The sequence below is a fragment of the Microbacterium sp. ZOR0019 genome, assembly GCF_000800925.1.
Classification (GTDB): Bacteria; Actinomycetota; Actinomycetes; order Actinomycetales; family Microbacteriaceae; genus Microbacterium; species Microbacterium aurugineum.
Genome location: NZ_JRKC01000050.1, coordinates 52,975 through 74,971, shown reverse-complemented (window position 1 = coordinate 74,971; position 21,997 = coordinate 52,975). Strand labels below are relative to the sequence as shown.

General features: G+C 69.1%; 16 protein-coding genes and 1 tRNA gene. 13 read left to right on the top strand and 4 right to left on the bottom strand.

Annotated elements, in window-relative coordinates; translation table 11 throughout:
* Positions 1 to 61: 61 nt before the first annotated feature.
* Together nudC and L978_RS10755 are read left to right on the top strand one after the other, a co-directional pair.
* Positions 62 to 943: an NAD(+) diphosphatase gene (gene nudC / locus L978_RS10760; RefSeq protein ID WP_047523050.1), complete on the top strand. Its 882-nt coding sequence runs from the start codon at positions 62 to 64 to the stop codon at positions 941 to 943.
* Entirely contained in the window at positions 940 to 2,661 is a 1,722-nt protein-coding gene (locus tag L978_RS10755; protein WP_047523049.1) for an ATP-dependent helicase, read from the top strand. The genes nudC and L978_RS10755 overlap by 4 nt, the downstream gene beginning before the upstream one ends.
* An 830-nt stretch (positions 2,662 to 3,491) precedes the next feature.
* On the opposite strand, the gene L978_RS10745 is transcribed toward L978_RS10755, so the two are convergent.
* On the bottom strand, positions 3,492 to 4,883 hold the full coding sequence (locus tag L978_RS10745) for a zinc-dependent metalloprotease (protein WP_047523048.1): 1,392 nt from the start codon (positions 4,881 to 4,883) through the stop codon (positions 3,492 to 3,494).
* A 117-nt stretch (positions 4,884 to 5,000) separates the two neighbouring features.
* Here L978_RS10745 and L978_RS10740 point away from each other — a divergent pair, with 117 nt between their 5' ends.
* The 3 genes from L978_RS10740 (at position 5,001) to L978_RS10730 (ending at position 10,160) form a co-directional block, all read left to right on the top strand.
* Positions 5,001 to 6,092, top strand: coding sequence for a YlbL family protein (locus L978_RS10740; protein WP_047523047.1), 1,092 nt, complete (start codon positions 5,001 to 5,003; stop codon positions 6,090 to 6,092).
* 77 nt (positions 6,093 to 6,169) lie between these two features.
* Positions 6,170 to 9,079, top strand: coding sequence for a UPF0182 family membrane protein (locus tag L978_RS10735; RefSeq protein WP_047523046.1), 2,910 nt, complete (start codon positions 6,170 to 6,172; stop codon positions 9,077 to 9,079).
* Between the two features lie 109 nt (positions 9,080 to 9,188).
* On the top strand, positions 9,189 to 10,160 hold the full coding sequence (locus L978_RS10730; protein ID WP_047523045.1) for an arsenic resistance protein: 972 nt from the start codon (positions 9,189 to 9,191) through the stop codon (positions 10,158 to 10,160).
* Positions 10,161 to 10,268: 108 nt separating this feature from the next.
* Here L978_RS10730 and L978_RS10725 read toward each other — a convergent pair.
* Positions 10,269 to 10,342, bottom strand: a tRNA-Met gene (locus L978_RS10725).
* A gap of 94 nt (positions 10,343 to 10,436) precedes the next feature.
* Here L978_RS10725 and L978_RS10720 point away from each other — a divergent pair.
* A complete protein-coding gene (locus L978_RS10720) occupies positions 10,437 to 11,246 on the top strand; it encodes a carbon-nitrogen hydrolase family protein (RefSeq protein WP_047523044.1) in 810 nt (269 codons plus the stop codon).
* A gap of 25 nt (positions 11,247 to 11,271) precedes the next feature.
* Here the strand turns inward: L978_RS10720 and L978_RS10715 are convergent, their stop codons facing one another.
* Positions 11,272 to 12,474, bottom strand: a complete 1,203-nt coding sequence (locus L978_RS10715; RefSeq protein WP_047523043.1) for an aminotransferase class I/II-fold pyridoxal phosphate-dependent enzyme — start codon at positions 12,472 to 12,474, stop codon at positions 11,272 to 11,274.
* 98 nt (positions 12,475 to 12,572) lie between these two features.
* On the opposite strand from L978_RS10715, the gene L978_RS10710 reads away from it, so the two are divergent.
* Genes L978_RS10710 through L978_RS10700 form a run of 3 tightly spaced genes read left to right on the top strand, consistent with a single transcriptional unit; the run spans position 12,573 to position 16,885 of the window.
* Positions 12,573 to 14,150 (top strand): trypsin-like peptidase domain-containing protein, encoded by a 1,578-nt coding sequence (locus tag L978_RS10710; protein WP_047523042.1) that lies wholly within the window; start codon positions 12,573 to 12,575, stop codon positions 14,148 to 14,150.
* Between the two features lie 48 nt (positions 14,151 to 14,198).
* On the top strand, positions 14,199 to 15,452 hold the full coding sequence (locus L978_RS10705; protein ID WP_047523041.1) for a CDP-glycerol glycerophosphotransferase family protein: 1,254 nt from the start codon (positions 14,199 to 14,201) through the stop codon (positions 15,450 to 15,452).
* Entirely contained in the window at positions 15,449 to 16,885 is a 1,437-nt protein-coding gene (locus L978_RS10700) for a CDP-glycerol glycerophosphotransferase family protein (protein ID WP_047523040.1), read from the top strand. The genes L978_RS10705 and L978_RS10700 overlap by 4 nt, the downstream gene beginning before the upstream one ends.
* An 18-nt stretch (positions 16,886 to 16,903) precedes the next feature.
* On the opposite strand, the gene L978_RS10695 is transcribed toward L978_RS10700, so the two are convergent.
* On the bottom strand, positions 16,904 to 17,977 hold the full coding sequence (locus L978_RS10695) for a glycosyltransferase family 2 protein (RefSeq protein ID WP_047523039.1): 1,074 nt from the start codon (positions 17,975 to 17,977) through the stop codon (positions 16,904 to 16,906).
* A gap of 116 nt (positions 17,978 to 18,093) precedes the next feature.
* Here L978_RS10695 and L978_RS10690 point away from each other — a divergent pair, with 116 nt between their 5' ends.
* The 4 genes from L978_RS10690 to L978_RS10675 all read left to right on the top strand — a co-directional run bounded on the left by L978_RS10690 (position 18,094) and on the right by L978_RS10675 (position 21,985).
* A complete protein-coding gene (locus tag L978_RS10690; RefSeq protein WP_047523038.1) occupies positions 18,094 to 19,377 on the top strand; it encodes a CDP-glycerol glycerophosphotransferase family protein in 1,284 nt (427 codons plus the stop codon).
* Positions 19,374 to 20,153 carry a biotin--[acetyl-CoA-carboxylase] ligase gene (locus L978_RS10685; protein ID WP_047523037.1) on the top strand — a complete coding sequence of 260 codons (780 nt, stop codon included), beginning with the start codon at positions 19,374 to 19,376 and terminating at the stop codon, positions 20,151 to 20,153. Before L978_RS10690 ends, L978_RS10685 begins: the two co-directional genes overlap by 4 nt.
* A gap of 86 nt (positions 20,154 to 20,239) precedes the next feature.
* Positions 20,240 to 20,758, top strand: a complete 519-nt coding sequence (locus tag L978_RS10680) for a PH domain-containing protein (protein ID WP_197055652.1) — start codon at positions 20,240 to 20,242, stop codon at positions 20,756 to 20,758.
* Positions 20,759 to 20,860: 102 nt separating this feature from the next.
* On the top strand, positions 20,861 to 21,985 hold the full coding sequence (locus L978_RS10675) for a 5-(carboxyamino)imidazole ribonucleotide synthase (RefSeq protein WP_047523035.1): 1,125 nt from the start codon (positions 20,861 to 20,863) through the stop codon (positions 21,983 to 21,985).
* Positions 21,986 to 21,997: the final 12 nt, after the last annotated feature.

The following is a 21,997-nucleotide window of genomic DNA, read 5'->3' as shown; positions in this document are numbered from 1 at the left end:
CCCAGGGTAGGTCGGCTCAGGGGCGGTCCCGCCTCCGCCACGCCCGTGAAAGAGGGAGTCGATGACCAGTCAGCGCCCGTCTCTCGACCGTGCAGCCGAACTCCGCGATGAGGCGGACGTCCTCGAACGCCTCCGAGAAGACCCCGCCACCCGCGTGATCGTCGTCCGTGAAGGGCGCGTCCGGGTGGTCGATTCGACGTTGCTGCGGGTTCGTCCCTCGGCCGTCGTCGAAGCCACCTGGGCTCTGCTCGGACGGGATTCCGATGGTGCCGTGGTGCTCCTCGCCGCAGCCCCTCCGGAGACCGATTCCCTCGACGCGGCGCCGGATGAGATCTGGCTCGGACTCCGCGACCTCGGCGGCCGTATCGACGATCAGGAGTCCGAACTCCTCATCGGCGCCATCGCCCTCGCCGGCTGGCTCCGCGATGCGCCGTTCTGCCCGACATGCGGGGGCGGAACGGAGCTGCGGCAGGCGGGGTGGTCACGACGGTGCCTGGTGTGCGCTCGCGAGCACTTCCCCCGCACCGACCCGGCGGTGATCGTCGCGGTCGAGAGCCGTGACGGCGAGCGGCTGCTGCTCGGAGCGAACGCGAACTGGGGCGGCCGCATGTACTCCTGCTTCGCCGGGTTCACGGAGGCAGGGGAGTCGCTCGAGTCGACCGTGCACCGGGAGATCGAGGAGGAGTCGGGCGTGCGGCTGTCGTCGCTGCGGTACGTCTCCTCGCAGGCTTGGCCGTTCCCGCGTTCCCTCATGGTCGGCTTCCGGGCCGTCGTGGACGAGGAGTCCGCTGCGCTCGCCGATGGCGAGGAGATCATCGACGTGCGCTGGTTCTCCCGTGCGGAGATCGGCTCCGCGCTGGCAGGGCGGGGGCCGGTGGGCCTCCCCGGGCCCGCGTCGATCGCCCGCGCGCTGATCGTCGACTGGTACGAGGAGCGCGCGTGAGCGCACTCGATGCCCTCGACGAGCGGCAGCGAGCGGCAGCATCGGTCCTGCGCGGACCCGTGGCCGTGCTCGCGGGCGCAGGCACGGGGAAGACGCGCGTCATCACGCATCGCATCGCCCACGGCGTCGATACCGGGGCGTATTCGCCCTCCCGCGTCATGGCGGTCACGTTCACGGCCAAGGCCGCCGGCGAGCTGAGGGGGCGTCTGCGGGCGCTCGGCGTCGAGGGAGTCGCCGCTCGGACGTTTCACGCGACCGCGCTCGCGCAACTGAATTTCTTCTGGCCGACGCTCGCGGGTTCGCCCGCTCCGTCGATCATCGACAACAAGGTACGGATGCTGGGGCAGGCGGCCGATGCGATCCGGTTGCGGCCCAGCACCGCGACTCTCCGCGACATCGCCTCCGAGATCGAGTGGCGCAAGGTCTCGATGCTCTCGATCGACCAGTATGCGGCGCTCGACCGTCCGATCAGCGGAGTGGACACCGGTCAGCTCATCGAACTGATGCGCGGGTACGAGGCATTGAAGGACGACCGCCGTCAGCTCGATTTCGAAGACGTGCTCCTCGCCTGCGCGGGGATGCTGGAGACGGAGCCGCGGGTCGCCGCATCCGTCCACGAGCAGTACCGGCACTTCACGGTCGACGAGTTCCAAGACGTCTCACCGCTGCAGAACCGGCTGCTCGAACTCTGGCTGGGAGATCGGCACGACATCTGTGTGGTCGGAGACGCCAGCCAGACGATCTATTCCTTCGCCGGCGCCGACCAGCGCTTCCTGCTCGAGTTCGAGCGTCGTCACCCCGACGCCACAGTGGTGCGGTTGGAGACGAACTATCGTTCCCAGGCGCCGATCCTGACCGTGGCGAACGCGCTGATGCACGGACGTCCCGGTGCGCTCGAGCTCGTGCCCGCGCGCGAGCAGTTCACGGCCGATGCACCCACCGTGACCGCGTACGACTCCGAGAGCGAGGAGGCCGCGGGGATAGCGGCCTCGATCTCGGCTCAGCTCGCCGCAGGGGCATCGCCCTCGGAGATCGCCGTCCTCTACCGCGCGCACGCCCAGTCCGCGGTCCTGCAGCAGGCGCTCGCGGCCGAGGGCATCGCGACGACGGTGCTGGGTGGTACTCGCTTCTTCGCGATGCCGGAGGTGCGTCAGGCCATCCTGGCGCTGCGGGCGGCGGCCGTGGCTCCCTCCGAGCACGGGTTCCTCCCCGCGGTCCAGCGGGTCCTGCGCGAGCTCGGTCTCACGGAGGAGCCGCCGGCTGCGGGCGGTGCGCAGCGCGGCGGATGGGAGGCGCGTCGTGCCATCCTGCGCCTCGCGGAGGATGCCGGTCCCGAGGCGGATCTGCGCAGCTTCAGCGACGCGCTCATGGCCCGCGCGAAAGACCAGCACGAGCCCACGATGCGCACGGTGACCCTATCGACCCTGCATGCGGCGAAGGGCCTCGAGTGGCCCCACGTGCACCTCGCTGGGTGGGCCGAGGGGTCGTTGCCGATCTCCTACGCGACGAGCTTCGAATCGGTCGATGAGGAGCGGCGCCTGGCCTACGTCGGTGTCACGCGCGCCGCGAGGACGCTGTCGCTGTCGTGGGCGAGAACGGCGGGGCGGGGAGAGCGGTCTCCGTCGAGGTTCCTCGCTGAGATGGGGACCACGGCTCGCGGCACCGGCATTCTTCGTGAAACCTCACCGAATGCCACCCGATCGAGCCGTCGGCGCTGACCTGCGCGATACGGCTCTCCGAAGCCGGATGTTCCCCCAGGAGCACTGCGGCGATCCGTCCGGCCTCGGCGACCTGCACCGCGCGGATCGGCCCGGGATCGCGACCGATCAGCTGTGCGTGCAGCAGGGGCCAGGCCGGGTCGAGATCCGTGGCGTGTGCGTCCCGGCAGGCGAGGCACGCGGACGCTCCGGGGATGACGAGGGGGCCGACCGTCACGCGTCCCGGTTCGAACGACACGGGAAGGTGCGGGATGTCGTCACGGAGGAAGCGGGCGAACGGCAGAGCGGCGGCGGCACCTCGCACGAGCACGACGGCGACAGCGGGTGGCTGAGCAGGATCGACGAGGGTGATGCCCTCGTCCACGAGCGACTCCCGCACGCGGTATTCGCACCTGCCGTCGGTGATGCCGATGCTCTCGACCCAGGCGGGGCGGGCCGCGGCTGGCTCATCGATCAGGAGCGGTTCCACCCGGGCGAGCAGGGCGCGAGCCTCTTCGCGCGGGGCGCCGGCGGCATGGGCGATCACGTCGAACGATCCCCGGCGGAAGGACGAGCGCAAGCGGCTGAGGAGGCGCTCCACCCAGGGGGCGACCGCATCGAAGCTCAGGGCACTGTCGTAGCCGAGCTGGAGCGTGCATTCGTCGCGCCACAGCAGTGGCGCGTTCGGGTCCACGCGCGTGAGGATCGGGGGAGTGAGCGGCATCCCTCCGATTCTGGAGGGGGCACGCGCACGGCGATCGCCACTCCGCCGCTTCGGTGGAGAACTCCCTGCGATTCGCATGACGGGGGAGGAGAAGTGCGACTTCTCGGTTCCGTCCGCGCCGCGTCGGTCAGACGGGTCGGTCGCCTTCCGGGGCAGCGTCGTCGCCGTCGCTGTCCTCGGGCTTGTCCTCCGCGAAGTCGTCGCCGTCGAGCAGCCGCGCCAGCGCCTCGTCGAACTCGTCGGCGACCGGCTGCTCACCGCGCTCCGCGGCCTGCAGTCGCGCCACGAGCGCCCGGGGGTCGTCGATGTCTTCGGCTGTCGGCATCAGGTCGGGGTAGTCCCACAGCGAGTCCCGTGCACCGATACCCACGGCGTCCGTCACGGCCTGCCACATCGCCGACGCCTCCCGCATCCGCCGCGGACGAAGCTTGAGCCCGACGAGTGCGCCGAGCGCGTCCTCCGCGGGGCCGCCCACCGCGCGCCTCCGGCGGGCTGCTTCCGCGATGCGCGCACCGTCGGGGAGCCGCGATGTCGCCTGTGCGGTCACCACGTCCACCCACCCGTCGATCGTCGCGATGAGGTTCTCCAGCCGGGTCAGCGCCTCGCGCTGGGCCTCGCTCTGCACGGGGAGCAGTGCGCCGCCCTCGATGGCCGCACGCAACTCCTCCGGGTCGGACGGGTCGAGCCGGCTCGCGACGTCTTCCAGGGCATCCACGTCGACCGTGACTCCGCGGGCGAAGTCCGTGATCTGCGCCATCACGTGCAGGTGCAGCCATTTCGCGTGCCGGTAGAGACGCGCATACGCGAGCTCCCGGGTGGCGAGGTAGAGCGCGATCTGGTCTTCCGGGATCTCGAGGCCCTCGCCGAAAGCGGTGAGGTTCTGCGGGATCACGGCCGCCGTGCCGGCGGGGAGCACAGGGATTCCCACGTCGCCACCGGAGACGACCTCGAGCGAGAGGTTCCCGAGCACCTGCCCGAACTGCGCCGCGAACACGGATCCGCCCAGACCCCGCATCAGCCTTCCGGCGCCCTGGACGACGCCGCGCATCTCCTCGGGGACCTGCGTGTCCAGCGCGGAGGTCAGTGCATCGGCGATGCTGGTCGACACCGGATCGGCGATCTCCTTCCACACCGGAAGGGTCTTCTCGACCCACTCGCCGCGCGTCATCGCGATCGGGGATTCGGCGAGCTCCGAGATCGTGGTCGCCTCGCCCAGCCACAGGTTGGCGAGGGAGAAGGAATCGGCGAGTGAGGTGCGTGATCCGCCGCTGATGCCCTGCCCGTCGCGATTGGCGATGAACAGGGCCTGACGCAGGGCGTTCTCCCAGGGGTCGCCGCCGAACGCGCCCTGGAGCTGCGACATGATCGTCTGCATCATCGCGGGGTCGAGGCTGAAGCCGTCCATGCCTTCGAACGCGCCGCGCAGCGCCTCGGGGTCGATGTCGCCACCGCCCTGGTTCGCGAGCATCCGTCGGAGGAACTCCTGGAAGTCCTCGGGGGTCGGGTCGTTGTCTGCCATGTCGCTCGCCTCTCAGCACATCTCTTGCCGTGGCATCTACGCTAGTCACAGGTTTCTGCGCGCGACCCCGATGCGGGCAGATCGGTGTACGCCGCTCGCGAACGACGGAGGAATGCTGTGGATCGAACGCGGTCTGGAAAGCCTGGACTCGGAGTCTGGGCGCTGATCGTCGCGCTCGTCGCCCTCGTCGTACTGACGTTCCTGCCGTCCCCCTATGTGATCCAACGGCCCGGTCCGGTCTACGACACGCTCGGCACCGCGACCGACAAGGACGGCGACGAGGTTCCGCTGATCAAGGTCGACGGCGCCGAGACGTTCGAGACGGCCGGCACGCTGGATCTGACCACCGTGCAGGTCGTGGGGAACCGTGAGCGCACCCCGAGCTGGTTCGAGCTGGCCCTGGCCTGGATGGACTCCTCGCGCGCCGTCGTGCCGCTGGACTCCGTCTTCCCTGAAGGCGTGACGACCGAGCAGCGCGACGAGCGCAACGCCACGCTGATGATCGACTCACAGCACGAGGCCACCGCAGCTGCGTTGAACGAGCTCGGGTACGACACCGGCGCGCAGGTCGTGGTGGTCGACGCCGTCCCCGACTCGCCGGCACAGGGCGTGCTCGAGGCCGACGACGTGATCACCGCGATCGACGGCGCACCGGTGGCCTCGGCGACGCAGCTGCGAGAGGCGATCCAGGTGGCGGCGGGCGATCCCGTGACGCTCACCGTGCTGCGTGATGACGAGGAGCAGACGGTCGAGGTGACACCGGTGGAGCACGTGGAGGGCGGGGTCACGACCTGGCTCATCGGCGTCACGCTCCGCACGGACTACGACTTCGAGATCGATGTCACCATCCAGTTGGACAACGTCGGCGGGCCCAGTGCAGGGATGATGTTCGCGCTGGGGATCATCGACACCCTCACGGAGGGGGAGCTCAACGGTGGGGAGAACATCGCCGGCACCGGGACCATCGACGCCGCGGGCACCGTCGGTCCGATCGGCGGGATCCGGCAGAAGCTGTACGGTGCGCGCGACGCCGGCGCGGAGTTCTTCCTCGCGCCCGAAGCGAACTGCGACGAGGTCGTCGGGCACGTCCCGGACGGACTCCAGGTGATCCGCACCGCGACGCTCGACGAGTCGCTCGCCGCGCTCGAGGTGATCGCCGACGACGGCGACGTCGCCGCGCTGCCGACGTGCGAGACCGCCGGCAGCTGATCCCCGACCGGGCACCGTGACCTCGCCGTGACCGGGATGACAGCCTGCGCACAGTGAGCGATGCCTAGGATGGAGGGGTGACCTCGACCTCAGCTCCGACTCCGGCCACGCCTCGAACGTCCCGACGTATTCTCGGCATCTCTCTGGTGATCATCGCCGCCCTGATCGCGGTGTTCTTCGTGTTCGCCTCCCTCTACACCGAATTCCTCTGGTTCGACCAGCTGGGCTTCACCGGTGTCCTCACCACGCAGTGGATCGCCACGGCGGTGATGTTCGTGGTGGGCTTCCTCGGAATGGCGGTGCCGCTGTTCGTCGCCATCCAGCTCGCGTACCGGCTGCGCCCGGTGTACGTGCGGCTCAGTTCTCAACTGGACCGCTACCAGGAGGTCATCGAGCCGCTGCGTCGACTCGCGATGTGGGGCATGCCGATCTTCTTCGGGCTGTTCGCCGGGTTCGCCGCCGCAGGGCAGTGGAAGACGGTGTGGCTCTGGGCCAACGGTGTCGCCACGTCCAGTGTCGATCCGCAGTTCGGCATCGACACCGGGTTCTACATGTTCGCGATGCCGTTCTACTCGATCCTGCTCGCGTTCGTGTCGGCGGTCCTGCTCCTCGCACTCCTGGTCACCGCGCTCGTCTCCTACCTGTACGGATCGGTTCGTGTGGGCCAGGGAGAGCTGCGCATCTCCAAGCCTGCGCGTATCCAGCTCGCGGTCATCGCGGGTCTCTACCTGCTCGTGCAGGCGGCGAGCCTGTGGCTCGACCAGTACAAGACCCTCGTCGAGCCCGACGACCGCATCACAGGTGCGGCGTACACGGGTGTCAACGCGACGATCCCGGGCCTCGCGATCCTCGCCATCATCGCCGCCGTCGTGGCGATCCTGTTCTTCGTCACCGCGGTCATCGGCCGCTGGCGCTTCCCGCTCGCGGCCACGGCGCTCCTGATCGTCGCCGCGCTCGTCGTCGGGGTCGGCTACCCCTGGGTGGTCACCACCTTCCAGGTGAAGCCGAACCAGAACGCCTACCAGGCGGAGTACTACCAGCGGAACATCGACGGCACGAAGGAGGCCTACGGCGTCGCAGACCTCGAGACCACGCCGTTCGCCGCCAAGACGGACGCCGAGGCCGGTCAGCTGCGCGCCGATGCCGAGACCACGGCGTCGACCCGCATCATGGACCCCAAGGTCATCCCGCCCACGGTGCGTCAGCTCGAGCAGTACCGCGGCTACTACCAGTTCCAGACGACCATGGACGTCGACCGCTACGAGATCGACGGCCAGATGCAGGACACCGTGGTGTCCGTGCGTGACCTCGACATGTCCGGTCTCGGCGACGGTGACAACTGGAACAACCGTGTGGCGGTCTACACGCACGGCTACGGTCTCGTGGCAGCCGCGGGTAACCAGCGGACCTCGGACGGCGAGCCGGTGTTCCTCGAGCGCGGCATCCCGTCCTCCGGGTTCCTGACGGACCGGGAGAACTTCGAGCCTCGCGTCTACTTTGGCGAGAAGTCGCCCGAGTACTCGATCGTCGGAGCGCCCGAAGGCGCCGAGCCGGCCGAGATCGACTACCCGCGGGGCAAGGACGGCTCCAGCGAGACCAAGACGACGTTCTCCGGGGACGGCGGACCCAAGATCGGCGACACGTTCACGAAGCTGCTGTACGCGCTGAAGTTCCAGTCCGAGCAGATCCTGTTCTCGAACCTCGTGAACGAGGAGTCGCAGATCCTCTACGACCGCGATCCGACGACCCGTGTGCAGAAGGTCGCGCCCTACCTCGAGCTCGACAGCGATCCGTACCCGAGCGTGGTGGACGGTCGTATCGTCTGGATCGTCGACGGCTACACCACGAGCCAGACCTACCCGTACTCGACGAGCGTGAGCCTGTCGGACGCGATCGCCGACTCCAACGTCACGTCGCCGACGCTGGCCATCGACGACATCAACTACATCCGCAACTCGGTCAAGGCCACGGTCGACGCCTACGACGGCTCCGTGACGCTGTACGCCTGGGACGATGAGGACCCGGTCCTCAAGACCTGGCAGAAGATCTACCCGTCGACGTTGAAGCCGATCAGCGACATGTCGGGTGAGTTGATGAGCCACGTGCGCTACCCGACGGACCTGTTCAAGGTGCAGCGCGACATCCTCGGCGTCTACCACGTCGACAAGGCCGGCTCCTTCGCACAGCAGGACAACCGCTGGCAGACGCCGAACGACCCGCGCAGCGAGTCGATGCTGCAGCCGCCGTACTACCTGACGATGCAGATGCCCGGCCAGGATTCCCCGCGGTTCTCGATGTTCTCGACGTTCATCCCGAACTCGCAGGGCTCGGGCGGCAGCCGCGACGTGCTCATGGGCTACCTCGCGGTGGACTCGGACGCCGGTTCGGAGAAGGGCGTGAAGGCAGAGGGCTACGGCCAGCTGCGGATGCTCGAGATCGACACGGACACGACGGTGCCGGGCCCCGGCCAGGTGCAGAACACCTACAACTCCGACACGTCCGTCGTGCCTCAGCTCAACCTGCTGCAACAGGGAGAGTCGGAGGTCATCTACGGCAACCTGCTGACGTTGCCGGTCGGTGGCGGTCTGCTCTATGTGCAGCCGGTGTATGTGCAGTCCTCCGAGGGCACGCAGCTGCCGCGTCTGCAGAAGGTGCTGGTCGCGTTCGGTGATCGTGTCGCTTTCGAGAACACGCTGACCGAGGCTCTGGACACGCTCTTCGGCGGTGATTCCGGTGCCACCGGTGGTGACGACACGGTCGAGCCGAGTGACCCGGACACGGAGAACCCGGACGCCGGCGAGACGCCGACCGAGCCCACGCAGCCGACGGATGCGCAGGCCGACGCCTTGGCTGCCGCGCAGCAGGCACTGGTCGACCGTGAGACGGCGCTGCAGTCGGGTGACCTCACGAAGTTCGCGGAGGCCGATGAGCGCCTCACCGCGGCCGTCGAGAAGCTCCTGGAGCTGGACGCCGCCGCCGAGAAGTGAGTCGCCCTGCACCGCAGTGAATGGGCGCCCCCGTGAGGGGGCGCCCATTCCTGTTCCGGCGGCGCGGCTCCGATTCGCGAGTGGCCGTGCGGCAGGACATGCTGGTGGCATGCGAAGCGTGATCGTCTGGGGTGAGCGTCACCAGGTCGCTCTTTATCTCGTGGCGATCGCCGCGGGTGGCGTGCTGGGTCTGCGGGTGCCCTCTGCTGCGCGTCCGCTCGAAATCGCGATCACCCCGGTGCTCGCTGTGCTCCTCTTCGCCACCTTCCTCGGAGTGCCCTTTCCGGCGATCGGCCGGGCGTTGCGCGACGGGCGGTTCCTCGCCGTCCTCCTCGCGGTGAACTTCGTGATCGTGCCCGTGGTGGTGTTCGGGCTCTCGCGTTTCGTGGCGCAGGACGCGGCGTTGCTGGCCGGCGTCCTCCTGGTGCTGCTCACCCCCTGCGTCGACTATGTGATCGTGTTCACCGGGCTCGGGGGAGGGGCGAAGGAACGGCTGCTCGCGGCAGCACCGATCCTGATGCTCGGACAGATGCTGCTGCTCCCGCTCTTTCTGTGGTGGTTCGTCGGCGTGGACCTGGTTCGAACCGTCGAGCTCACCCCGTTCATCGAGGCCTTCGTCTGGGTGATCCTCCTTCCTCTCGCGGCCGCGGGGGCGGTGCAGTACGCGGCGTCTCGGTCGCGGTGGGGACGGATCGTCGAGGCGGTGGCGGCCGATGCGATGGTGCCGCTGATGATGCTGACGCTCGCGGTCGTCGTCGCCTCCCAAGTGCACGGCGTGAGTGCGCGCCTGGCGGACCTCTGGGTCGCCGTGCCGATCTTCCTCGGGTTCGCCGCTCTGATGCTCCCTCTCGGCGCAGTCGCCGGTCGTGTCTCGAAGCTCGGCGTCCCCGCTCGACGTGCGATCGTCTTCTCCGGCGCGACACGCAACTCGCTCGTCGTCCTTCCGCTGGCGCTCGCGCTTCCGGCATCCTTCGCTCTCGCACCGTTGGTGGTGGTGACCCAGACGATCGTCGAGCTGATCGTGATGGTGGTCTTCGTCCGGCTCGTTCCGCGATTCATCCGAACCGGGGAGATCTCGTGATCCGGCCGGCTCCGCGCCCGCCGGCGACATCCATGCGCGCGTGCTCCTGCAGGAAAGGCGAAAGGCCCTCTGATCTGGATTTCTCTAGATCAGAGGGCCTTTCATTTGTTGCGGGGACAGGATTTGAACCTGCGACCTCCGGGTTATGAGCCCGGCGAGCTACCGAACTGCTCCACCCCGCGGCACAAGAAGTAACTTATCACGGAATGCGGACCTCGGCGAATCGAGGCGCCCGGGGATGACGCCCCGGGCGTGTCGATGCGGGAGGATGGATGCATGTCCGAGACAGCAGCCGTCCCCGTCGCCGTGTGTCAGTTCGCGCCGACCGCTTCCCGTTCGGAGAACCGCGAGAAGATCGCGGAGTTGACGGCGGAGGCAGCGGCTCGCGGGGCCAGGCTGATCGTCTTCCCCGAGTACTCGAGCTACTTCGTCGACCCGATGGACGAGAGCCTCGCGGCGAACGCGGAAGACCTCGACGGGGACTTCGTCACGACGCTCACCGCACTCGCCGCCGATCATGCGGTCGTGATCGTCGCAGGGCTGGTGGAGCGCGCGTCGGACGACCGCCGCGTGCGGAACACGCTCGTCGCGGTGCGGGGTGACGGCATCCTCGCGGTCTATCGCAAGCAGCACCTCTACGACGCGTTCGGACAGACGGAGTCCGACTGGATCGAGGCCGGCGAGGTGGGGGAGGTGTCGACGTTCGAGGTCGCCGGTCTGCGGTTCGGGCTCATGACCTGTTACGACCTGCGTTTCCCGGAGGTCGCCAGGTCGCTGGTCGACGCGGGGACCGATGCGCTGGTCGTGCCTGCGGAATGGGTGCGAGGTCCGCTCAAGGAGCACCACTGGACCACGCTGCTCGCCGCGCGTGCGATCGAGAACACCGTGTACGTGGTCGCGGCGGACCACCCCACGCCGATCGGCGTCGGACATTCGCAGATCATCGATCCGCAGGGCGTCGTCCTCGCCGGGGTCGGTACCGCGCCCGGAATCGCGGTGGCGGTCGTGGAACGTTCTGCGATCGACCGGGTGCGCGCCGTGAACCCCTCGCTCCGTGTGCGGCGGTACGCCGTCGTGCCGCGCTGAGGGAACGATCCGGTCCCTCGAACGCTCAGGCGATGAAATCGGCCAGGCGGGACGCCGCCTCCTCCAGGACATCCACTCGCTTGCACGCGGCGAAGCGCACGAGTCCCGCGTACTCCTGTCGATGCGGTTCCGACACGAACGCGGTCAACGGGATGGCGACGACGCCGACACGTTCCGGCAGCGTTCGGCAGAACGCCGCGGCGTCCGTGCCGCCGAGCGCGGTCGCATCGGCCACCGTGAAGTAACCGCCCTGTGGCGTGTGCACCGTGAACCCGGCCGCGCGCAGTCCGTCGCCGAGGATCCCATGCTTGTGGGCGAGCGCGGATGACGCATCGGTGAAGGTGGAGTCGTCGAGTCGGAGCCCCGTGGCGACGGCGGGCTGGAAGGGGGATCCGTTCACGTACGTGAGGTACTGCTTCACCGTGAGCACCGCCGTGATGAGAGCGGCGGGTCCGTGCACCCAGCCGATCTTCCATCCGGTGACCGAGAAGGTCTTGCCGGCGGAAGAGATCGTCAGGGTGCGCTCGGCGGCGCCGGGCAGCGTCGCGATCGGCGTGTGGGGTGCCTCGAAGGAGAGGTGCTCGTACACCTCGTCAGTCACGATGACGGCGTCGTGCCGCGCAGCGAGCCGCACCACCGCGGTGAGGACGTCGTGTCCGAAGACCGCACCCGTCGGATTGTGCGGGTCGTTGACGAGGATGATCCGCGTGCGATCGTTCACGGTGGCCGCGAGCTGGTCCAGATCGGGCTGGAAGTCGGGCGCGCGGAGCGGAACCGTGCGCAGGCGCGCTCCCGCCAGAGCGACCGCTGCGGCGTAGGAGTCGTAGTACGGCTCGAAGACGACCACCTCGTCGTCGGGACCGTCGATCAGCGCGAGCAGCGTGGCCGTGAGCGCCTCGGTCGCCCCTGCCGTCACGATCACCTCGGTACCGGGGTCGACATCGAGCCCGTAGAACCGGCGTTGATGCTCGCTGATCGCCTGGAGCAGGTCGGGTACGCCGCGACCCGGCGGGTACTGGTTCGCCCCGTGGGCGATCGCGGCCCGAGCGGCTTCGAGCACCTCCGGAGGGCCGTCCTCGTCGGGGAATCCCTGTCCGAGATTGATCGCTCCGGTTCGGGCCGCGGCAGCGGACATCTCTGCGAAGATGGTGGGCGCGACTGTTCCGTCTGCGGCGAGCAGACCGGCGCCCGCCGCCGTGCGACGCCATGCGCCGGGGATGACACTCATGAAGAACAGGCTAAGGCCATAGCTGAAACTCATCTTCGACATAAGGAACGCACAGACACAGGCGTCATTCTGAAGTGGTCGTTGAAGGAGCACACACCATGAACGAAGACAACACACAGGACCACTCGGTACCCGCGTCGAACGACGCCGTGCCGTCCACCGAGGCAGCAGAGGTCGCCGCTCAGCCGGCGACGGAGGCCGCCGCTGACACCACCGCGCCGTCCGCCGTTTCGCCGGGTCCCTCCGCGCCGGCTCCCGTCGCCCCCGTCCAGGGACACGTCGTACCGCCGACCTTCACCTCGCAGGTGCCGGCGGCGCCCGTGGTCGAGCCCGTGCCGTACGTCTTCGCCGCCCCCGCGAACTCCGCGACGGCAACGGCCCCTGGTGCCGCGTTCGGCATCCCCACCGCCGCGTCCTACACGCAGCCCACGCAGCCCCTCGGTGCGGACACGCTTCCCGGCGAGGCGAAGGCCAAAGACCAGAAATCCCGAGGCGGCGCGAAGTTCGCGGCGTTCATCGTCGCGGCCGCGCTCGTCGGCGGTGTCGCCGGGTTCGGTGGCGGCGCCTTGCTGAACGGTCTTCAGAACCCGCCGTCCTCCGGCACGGCCTCGGGGCCGCAGACCGTCACGGTCAACAACCCCGGGTCGGTCAACGAGACCACCGCCGTCGCGACGTCGGCCCTCCCCTCCGTGGTCACCATCGAGGTCGCGGGCTCCCAGGAGGCAGGCAGCGGCTCCGGTGTCATCATCAGCGACGACGGCTACGTGCTCACGAACACCCACGTGGTGACGCTGGGCGGAGCCGTCGCCGATCCCGCGATCCGGGTGACCGCCTCGGATGGGAAGCTCTACGAAGCCACGGTCGTGGGCACCGACCCGATCTACGACCTCGCCGTGATCAAGCTGAAGGACGCCAAGGGGCTCACGCCCATGAAGTTCGCCGATTCGTCGAAGCTCAACGTCGGCGACACCACGGTCGCGCTCGGCGCCCCGCTCGGCCTGGCGAACTCGGTCACCACCGGCATCGTCAGCGCACTGAACCGGAGCATCCAGATCGCGTCGTCGGCACTGCCGGACTCGTCCTCCGAGGATGCTCCTGAGCAGCAGTCGCCCGATCAGGGCCAGGGGCCCTTCCAGTTCGACATCCCCGGAAACTCCGGTCAGCAGACGTCCGACTCCATCTCGATCGCCGTGATCCAGACCGACGCCGCCATCAACCACGGCAACTCCGGGGGCGCGCTCGTCAACAGCAAGGGCGAGTTGATCGGCATCAACGTGGCGATCGCGAGTTCGGGCAACTCCGAGGACTCCGGTTCCATCGGCATCGGCTTCGCCATCCCGTCGAACATCGCAAAGCGGGTCTCCGACGAGATCATCGCCGATGGCGCCGCGACGCACGGCCTCCTCGGCGCCTCCGTCCAGGACGCCTCGAACGTCGAGGGCGCGACCGTCGCCGGCGCGTACATCGCCGAGGCGAGCGACGGCGGCGCTGCGGCGGCAGCCGGCATCGAGAAGGGTGACATCGTCACCTCGTTCAACGGGGTTCCGATCACCAGCGCGACCGACCTCACGGCGCAGGTCCGCGCGGCGGCGGCCGGCAGCGATGCCCAGGTCACCTACGTCCGTGGCGGCAAGTCCTACGACATCGAGGTGACGCTCGGCGAACTCGCCGGCTGAGTCCCCGGTCTCACAGAGAAGGGCGCCACCCCGCGATAGGCTCGCGAGGTGGCGTCCTTCTCTTTCGGCTCCGGCAACGCGGCCAAGCTGCTCCGGATCCCGTTGTACGCCGTCGGGCGCCTCGGCACCTTCCTCGTCCCGCGAGGGCGACGCTGGGTGTTCGGCTGCGGCGCAGGCATCGGCGACGGAGCCCTCGCCCTGTACCACTACGCTTCTTCGCTCGGCCACGAGACCCTGTGGCTCACCGGCTCTGTGCGCGAGGAGCGGGAGGCGACCGCTCTCGGTATCCGCTTCGTCCGGAAGAACGGTCTGCGCGGCTGGTGGGCGACAGCCGGAGCGGGTGTCCTCGTCGTGACGCACGGCCTCGGCGACGTCAACCGCTACGCCGTCGGCGGCGCTTTCGTCGTCCAGCTCTGGCACGGGATCCCGCTGAAGAGGATCGGACTGGATTCGCCGGCCACGACGCAGGTGCCGAAGGTTCCCGGAGCACCCCTTCTACGCCGGGTGATCGCCCTCCTGTACCGTGCGACCGCCCAGCGGATCCGCGTGCTGCCGGCGGCTTCGACCCGTGCCAGGGGGCGATTGGAATCGGCATTCGGTCTCGGGGACGATCGGGTGGTCGTGACCGGTGAGCCGCGCGTCGATGTGCTCTCCGCCGGCTCGGGTGAGGAACGTCGGAACGCGGCCTCCGCGCTTCTCCACCGCGTCGTCGGGGAGATTCCGGAGGGGGCGCGGACGATCCTGTATGCGCCGACCTGGCGTGACGGAGCGCCCGATCCGGCGGTGCCGTCCGCCACGGAGTGGATCTCCATCCTCCGCCTCCTCGAAGAGCAGAACGCGGTGCTGCTCGTGAGGTCGCACCCTCTGGGAGCGGGGGGCTATGTGCCACCGCTGCCGAGCCGGAGGGTCCGCGCGCTCGGCGCGTCCGTCCTGGCCGATGTGACGCCTGCGCTCGCCGCCGTGGATGTGCTGGTCACCGACTACTCCTCGCTCGCTTACGACGTCGGACTGCTGAGGATGCCGGTGCTCTTCCTGGCTCCGGACGCGGCGGAGTATGCGCGCACTCGAGGCTTCTACGGTCGGTTCGAGGAGGTCGCCGGCTCCGCGACGGCCGCGGACTGGCCGTCGCTTCTCACGCAGCTCGAGCACCTCCTGTCCGATGCCGACTCGTACGACGCGGCGTCGGCACGTTCCGCTACGCTCAGCGCGACGATGCATGCGCATCGGGACGGTCGCAACACGGAGCGCGTGTACCGCGTGATCCGCGCACGGGGGATCCCCGCGCCGAAGGGAGCAGTATGACAACGGCCCGCATCGATGACGTGGCAGAGACGCTGGTCATCGCAGGGACCGGTCAGCGTCCGGCCACGGCGGCGCTCGTCGGACCGCGGGCGCGGGTGGAGGCTCGCGTCAGCGGAGGCGGCAAGACCTGGAAGGCCACGTTCGCCTTGCAGGCCTCGCGGTGGGGCGGGCCTTCGCTTCCGCTTCCCTCCGGCGCGTATGAACTGCGGATCGCGGACGCCGACCTCGACGCTCTGCACATCGATCCCGTCGTCCTCCGCGGTGTACGCGTCGCCGTCACCGGGAGCGCTGTCCGCATCGCACCGCCGATCGACCCCGTGTACGAGACCGCCGAGGGGCGATCGACCCTCGAGGAGCGGTATGTCGCGCAGTCCGGCGGCACCGAGAACGCGGTCTTCTTCGAGAGCTTCTACGGCCGCAGCGTGGGCTGCAATCCGCGGGCGATCGACCGGGAGCTCGCAGCGAGGGCACCCGGTGTGCGTCGCTACTGGAGCGTCGTCGACCTCTCGGTCGAGGTGCCGGACGGGGCGATCGCGGTCGTCGAAGGAAGCCCGCAGTGGTGGCACGCGCGGGGCGCTGCCCGGCTCCTCGTCGTGAACGACTGGCTGCGCCGTCGTTTCGCCCGCAAACCCGGACAGAAGGTCGTGCAGACCTGGCACGGGACGCCGTTGAAGCGTCTCGCGCTGCACCGTCCCGGTTTCGATCCGCGTCGGATGGCCGCCGTCGTGAAGGAATCGCGTCGATGGGACGTGCTGCTGGCTCAGAACACGTACTCCGAGCGCATACTCCGCAAAGCATATGCGTTCTTCGGACGACCGATCTGGGTGGAGGGGTACCCCCGGAACGACGCGCTGATCACGGGGGACCCCGCCGCGATCCGCAAGGATCTGGGCATCGAGCCCGAGGAGCGGGTGCTTCTCTATGCCCCGACCTGGCGTGACGATCGCGCGGAGATGGTCGACTTCGTGGATGCGGAGCGTCTCGCCCGAGAGGCGAATGCCGTGGTGCTCGTGCGTGGGCACTCGCGGACGCTGGAACAAGGACGAGACCGTGCCGGAGCGCGCGTGATCGACGTGACGGGCTACCCGGAGACCGCGCGTCTGCTGCTCGCTGCGGACGCGCTGATCACCGACTACTCCTCGGTGATGTTCGACTTCAGCGTCACGGGCAAGCCGATGTACTTCCTGGTACCGGATCTCGACCACTATCGCGGTCAGTTGCGAGGTTTCTACTTCGACCTCGCGGAGCGGGCCCCGGGTCCGCTGGTGCGTACCCAGGAGGAACTGGCCGCGGCGCTCGAAGACCCGGAACACGAAGCCGTGTTCGCCGAGCGCTATACGGCGTGGCGACGACAGTTCAACTCCCGCGACGACGGCCGTGCTGCCGAGCGGGTGGTCGATCGCATCCTCGACCTCGGTTTCGTCACACCCTGATCCGGTCGCTCACCCGTCTCAGGGGAGTGGCGTGTTCCGGGTGCCCAAGCGCGAAGCATCCACAGTGTCCCGAGCGCCTCGGAGCACGCCGCCGAGGAACCCGATGCCCCACGAGAGGTGCATCGTGGGCAGGACGAGCAGAGTCCACAGCCGTTGGCGCGCACCGCCGCCGCCGGGCGCGAGAGCGACGCCCATCACCAGCAACACGTACAGGGCGAGTGGCCCGTAGACGAGGATCGAGGCGATCCAGGAGACCGCGCCGGTGATGACTCCTGCCAGCTGGAGCGCCCCCAGGACGAGGGCGAGCGCGGCCACGAGCACGAGCGCGGGGGGAGCGAAATAGCGGAGGCCGTTGCGTCGCCCGAAGCGTCGCACCAGCTCACCCCGCCAGGCGCCCGTCGCGCGGAACTGCCGCGCCAGCCGCGTCCAGCTCTCCCGGGGCCAGTAGGTGACGGACAGGTCGGGATCGAACCAGACGCGGTGACCGGCCTGTCGGATGCGGAGGTTGAGCTCCCAGTCCTCGCCGCGCCGGATCGTCTCGTCGAAGAGACCCACCTCATCGAGAACCTCACGGCGCATGACGCCGAGGTAGGCCGACTCGGCCTCGCCCTCCTGCGAGCTTCCGTGGTAGGCGCCTCCGCCGAGTCCGACCGGGGAGTTGTAGAGGCGTGCGACGGACTTCTGGAACGGCGTACGCCCTTCGGCGTGCATGACACCGCCGACGTTGGCCGACGCCGTGCGTTCCAGCGTGGCCAGCGCTCGGGCGGCGTAGCCGGGGGAGAGTTCGGAGTGCGCGTCGACGCGGACGATCGTCGCGTAGCGGCTGGCGCGGATGGCGGCGTTCAGCCCCACGGGGATGTGCGCAGCCGGGTTGCCGACGAGCCGGATGCGCTCGTCCGTCTCTGCGAGCCGCTGGGCCAGCTCCGTCGTCCCATCGGTGGAGGGGCCGAGAGCCAGCACGAGCTCCGTGGGCACATCGACGTCTTGAGCGAGCACGGACTCGACCGCGTGCTCCAGGTAGGCGTGTTCGTTGAGCACCGGCATCACGAAGGACACCCCGGGCAGGGGAGCGGCTGACTCGTCGGCTGGCACATGACGATCATGTCACGGCGGCTTCCGGCTTTGCCTGAGGGGAAGCCGTCATGCGCGTCGCAGCCCGGATCGTTCACCGGCCGGGGCACCCCGCGTGGACGAACTACTCTGGAGGGATGGGTGCACTGTCTGACGCGAAGAAGGCGTACCGTCTGCTGAAGCGGGCGCTCGCATCCCGAACCGCCGTCCAGCGGGTGCGTCGTCGCCTCGCCGAAACCGAGCCGTATCCGACGGGGCACTTCAAAGTGGCGGTGTACTTCGCCGACGGTGCGGTCAACATGTACCAGATGCGGCAGTGGTACCGTCCGCTCGCGGAGCTCGCCCGCCGCTGGCCGGTCGTCGTGCTCTCGCGGCAGGCGACGGGCACCGAGAAGCTCCTGGACGAGGCCTCGCCTCCGGTCGCGTTCGTGCCGAAGGTCCGCGATCTCGAGCGCTTCATCGCGACGCAGGACATCCGCATCGTGCTGTACGTCAACCAGAACACCCGCAACTTCCAGATGTTCCGTTACGGGCGGCGGTGGCACGTGTTCATCAACCACGGCGAGTCCGACAAGATGTACATGACCACGAACCAGTACAAGGCGTACGACTATGCGTTCGTGGCCGGCCAGGCCGCGCGGGACCGCCTCTCGCGGACGCTCTGGGACTACGACGTGGATCGCCGCACGATCGAGATCGGGCGCCCTCAGGCCGATCACTACTCCGGCACGCTGCCCTTCGTCCCCGATGACCGTACGGTCGTGCTGTACGCCCCCACGTGGGAGGGCGACCGGCCCAGCGCGCACTACGGATCGATCGCATCGCACGGCGAAACGCTCGTGGCCCGCCTGCTCGCCACCGGACAGCACCGGGTGATCTATCGTCCGCATCCCCGCAGTGGCGTCGTCGATGAGGCCTACGGCGCCGCGCATCGACGGGTCATCGCGGCTATCGCTGCGGCGAACGCCGCGGACCCGCGCGCCCAGCACGTCTACGACGACGGCCCTGAGCTCGGCTGGCAGCTCACCGCCGCGGACGTCGCGATCGTCGACATCTCCGCCATGGTTTACGACCGGCTCGCGGCGGGGAAGCCGCTGATGATCACGCGCCCCACGGATGACCAGGCCTCCGTCGACACGCAGGGCTATCTGTCCGACTGCGAGTGGCTGACCGCCGAGTCGGCGGCGGACGTCGTCGCTGAGATAGAGCGGGTGCGGGACGACGAGGCGGCGATCGCCCGACTGCGGATGTGGGTGCAGCACTACTTCGGCGACACCACACAGGGGGTGGCGACCGCGAAGTTCCATGCCGCCGTGGACGGGCTGATGCAGGAATGGGAACGGTGGCAGGCCCACGAGGTCGGGGCGGTCCGCGAAGATGAGGATGACGACGACGAAGAAGCCGACGAAGAGGACGCATGAGCATCAGGTTCCCGCGCTCCACCGCGATCGTGCCGCGCCTGGAACTGGTGGCGCGAACGGGGTCGACCAACGCCGACCTTCGCGGGCATGCGCACGACGCGGACGGCTGGCCGCACCTCTCGATCCTGGCGACGCACGACCAGACCGCGGGTCGCGGGCGGCTCGATCGGACCTGGGTGGCGCCGGACGGTTCAGCCCTTGCGGTTTCCGTGCTGTTGCGCGCTCTTCCGGCGGAACCGGCGTCGCGGGGCTGGATACCGCTGCTCGCGGGACTGGCGATGGCGGAGGCCGTGGCCGCGCAGCTCCCGGACGAAGAGGTCGCGGTGAAGTGGCCGAACGACGTGCTCGTCGACGGTCGGAAGATCTGCGGAATCCTGGCTGAGGCGGCGTCGGACGCCATCATCGTCGGCGCCGGAGTGAACACGGCGATGACGGTGGAGCAGCTCCCCGTCCCGACGGCGACATCGTTCGCGGCGCAGGGCGTCGACGTCGACGAGGATCAGCTGCTCGCGACCTACGTGACGGCGCTCGACACCCGGCTCACGGACCTCGCCGCCGCCGCCGGAGACGCCGTCGCGAGCGGCGCCCACGGTGCCGTCACCGAACGATGCGCGACTGTGGGGCAGACGATCCGGGTGTCGATGCCGGGCGATCGCACACAGGAGGGCACGGCCGTCGGCCTCGACGCGGAAGGGCGGCTGCTGGTCGTCTCCGAAGGCGTGGAGCACGCGATATCCGCGGGTGACGTCGTGCACGTGCGTCCTGCGGGAAGCTGACACGCCGAGACACACACGGGCTTGTCGGGGATCACAGGCACAATGGTGGGGTGACCCAGCCTGTGACGCTCGGCGGACGGCCTCTGATGCCGCCGCCCGGCACGCCTTCGGAGGAGTTGCTGATCGCACGCTTCCGGGGCCATGCCCGTCGACTGTTCTGGTCTGCACTCGTCCTCATCGCGACATTCGGCGCGACGGCCTACTTCTACGGCAACCTCCCGGCGGGGTATGAGGACTGGATGCTGCTCTCCGCGGCGGGCGCGCTGGTGCTTCTCGCCGTGGTGCTGCCGTTCATCGTCTGGTACTCGCGGAGCACGACGGTCACCACGCGACGTGTCATCGCCCACCACGGCGTCGGCGCCCGTCGGCGCCGGGAGATGTCCCACGCTCGCGGCTACACGATCGCCGTCCGACGCGGGCCGCTGCAGCGCGTGTGGGGCGCGGGCACGATCACCCTGTCGAACGGCGTCGACGCGCCGATGCGTCTCGCGAACGTACCGAACGTGACGCTGGTCCATGAGACTCTCGCCGACCAGATCGAGGTCGGGCAGATCCTGGCGCATCGCGACGCGCAGGCGGGCGGAGACGAGTTCGACCCGGCGTGACCACGATCCGTCCTGTGGGCGATCGACGATCGCGCAGGGGAGACGTGTCCGATCCTCCTGTGCAGGTGCGGGAGAATGGGGGCGGACGAAGGGAGACGGCACATGGCTTTGCGTGTTGGCGTGATCGGTGGAGGGCAGCTGGCCCGGATGATGATCGCTCCGGCGGTCGAACTCGGGCTGGAGATCCGGGTGCTCGCCGAAGACGAAGGGATGTCCGCCGGACTCGCCGCGACGGCGGTCGGCGACTATCGCGATATCGACGTGGTGCGTGCGTTCGCCGCAGGAGTCGACGTCGTCACGTTCGATCACGAGCACGTGCCGCAGTCCGTGCTGCGTGCCCTCGTCGCCGATGGTGTGGTCGTGCACCCGGGCCCCGACGCTCTCCAGTTCGCGCAGGACAAGCTGGTCATGCGCGCCCGCCTCGCCGAGCTCGGCGTCCCTCAGCCGGACTGGGCCGCGGTGCGCGACGTCGCTGAGCTGCAGGCGTTCCTCGATGCCCACGCGGGCGCCGGTGTCGTGAAGACGCCTCGGGGCGGCTACGACGGCAAGGGTGTGCGCGTCGTCCGCGCGGCGGAAGAGGCGCAGGACTGGCTCGATGCGCTGGCCGAAGACGATGCACTCCTCGTAGAGGAACTCGTCCCCTTCGTCCGCGAGCTCGCCCAGCAGGTGGCGCGTCGCCCCAGCGGCGACACTGTCGCGTACCCCGTGGTGGAGACGGTGCAGCGCGACGGCGTGTGCGCGGAGGTCATCGCGCCGGCACCCGCGGCAGCCGAGCGCCTCGTGCAGGTCGCTGAGGAGATCGGACGCACCATCGCGGAGGGACTCGGTGTGACGGGCATGCTCGCCGTGGAGCTGTTCGAGACCGACGATGAGCGGATCCTCGTCAACGAGCTGGCCATGCGACCGCACAACAGTGGTCACTGGAGCCAGGACGGCGCCGTCACCGGACAGTTCGAGCAGCATCTGCGCGCGGTCGTCGATCTGCCGTTGGGGAGCACGGCTCCTCGTGCAGCCTGGTCGGTGATGGTGAACATCCTCGGCGGTCCGGCGGAGGGCACGCTCGAGGAGCGCTTCCCCGCGGCGATGGTCGAGCACCCGCAGGCGAAGATCCACACGTACGGCAAGGCGCCACGACCCGGTCGCAAGGTCGGTCACGTGAACGTCGCGGATGACGATCTCGACGACGCCGTGTACGTCGCGCGTGCGGCCGCCGCACATTTCGCCTGAATCCTGCACGCC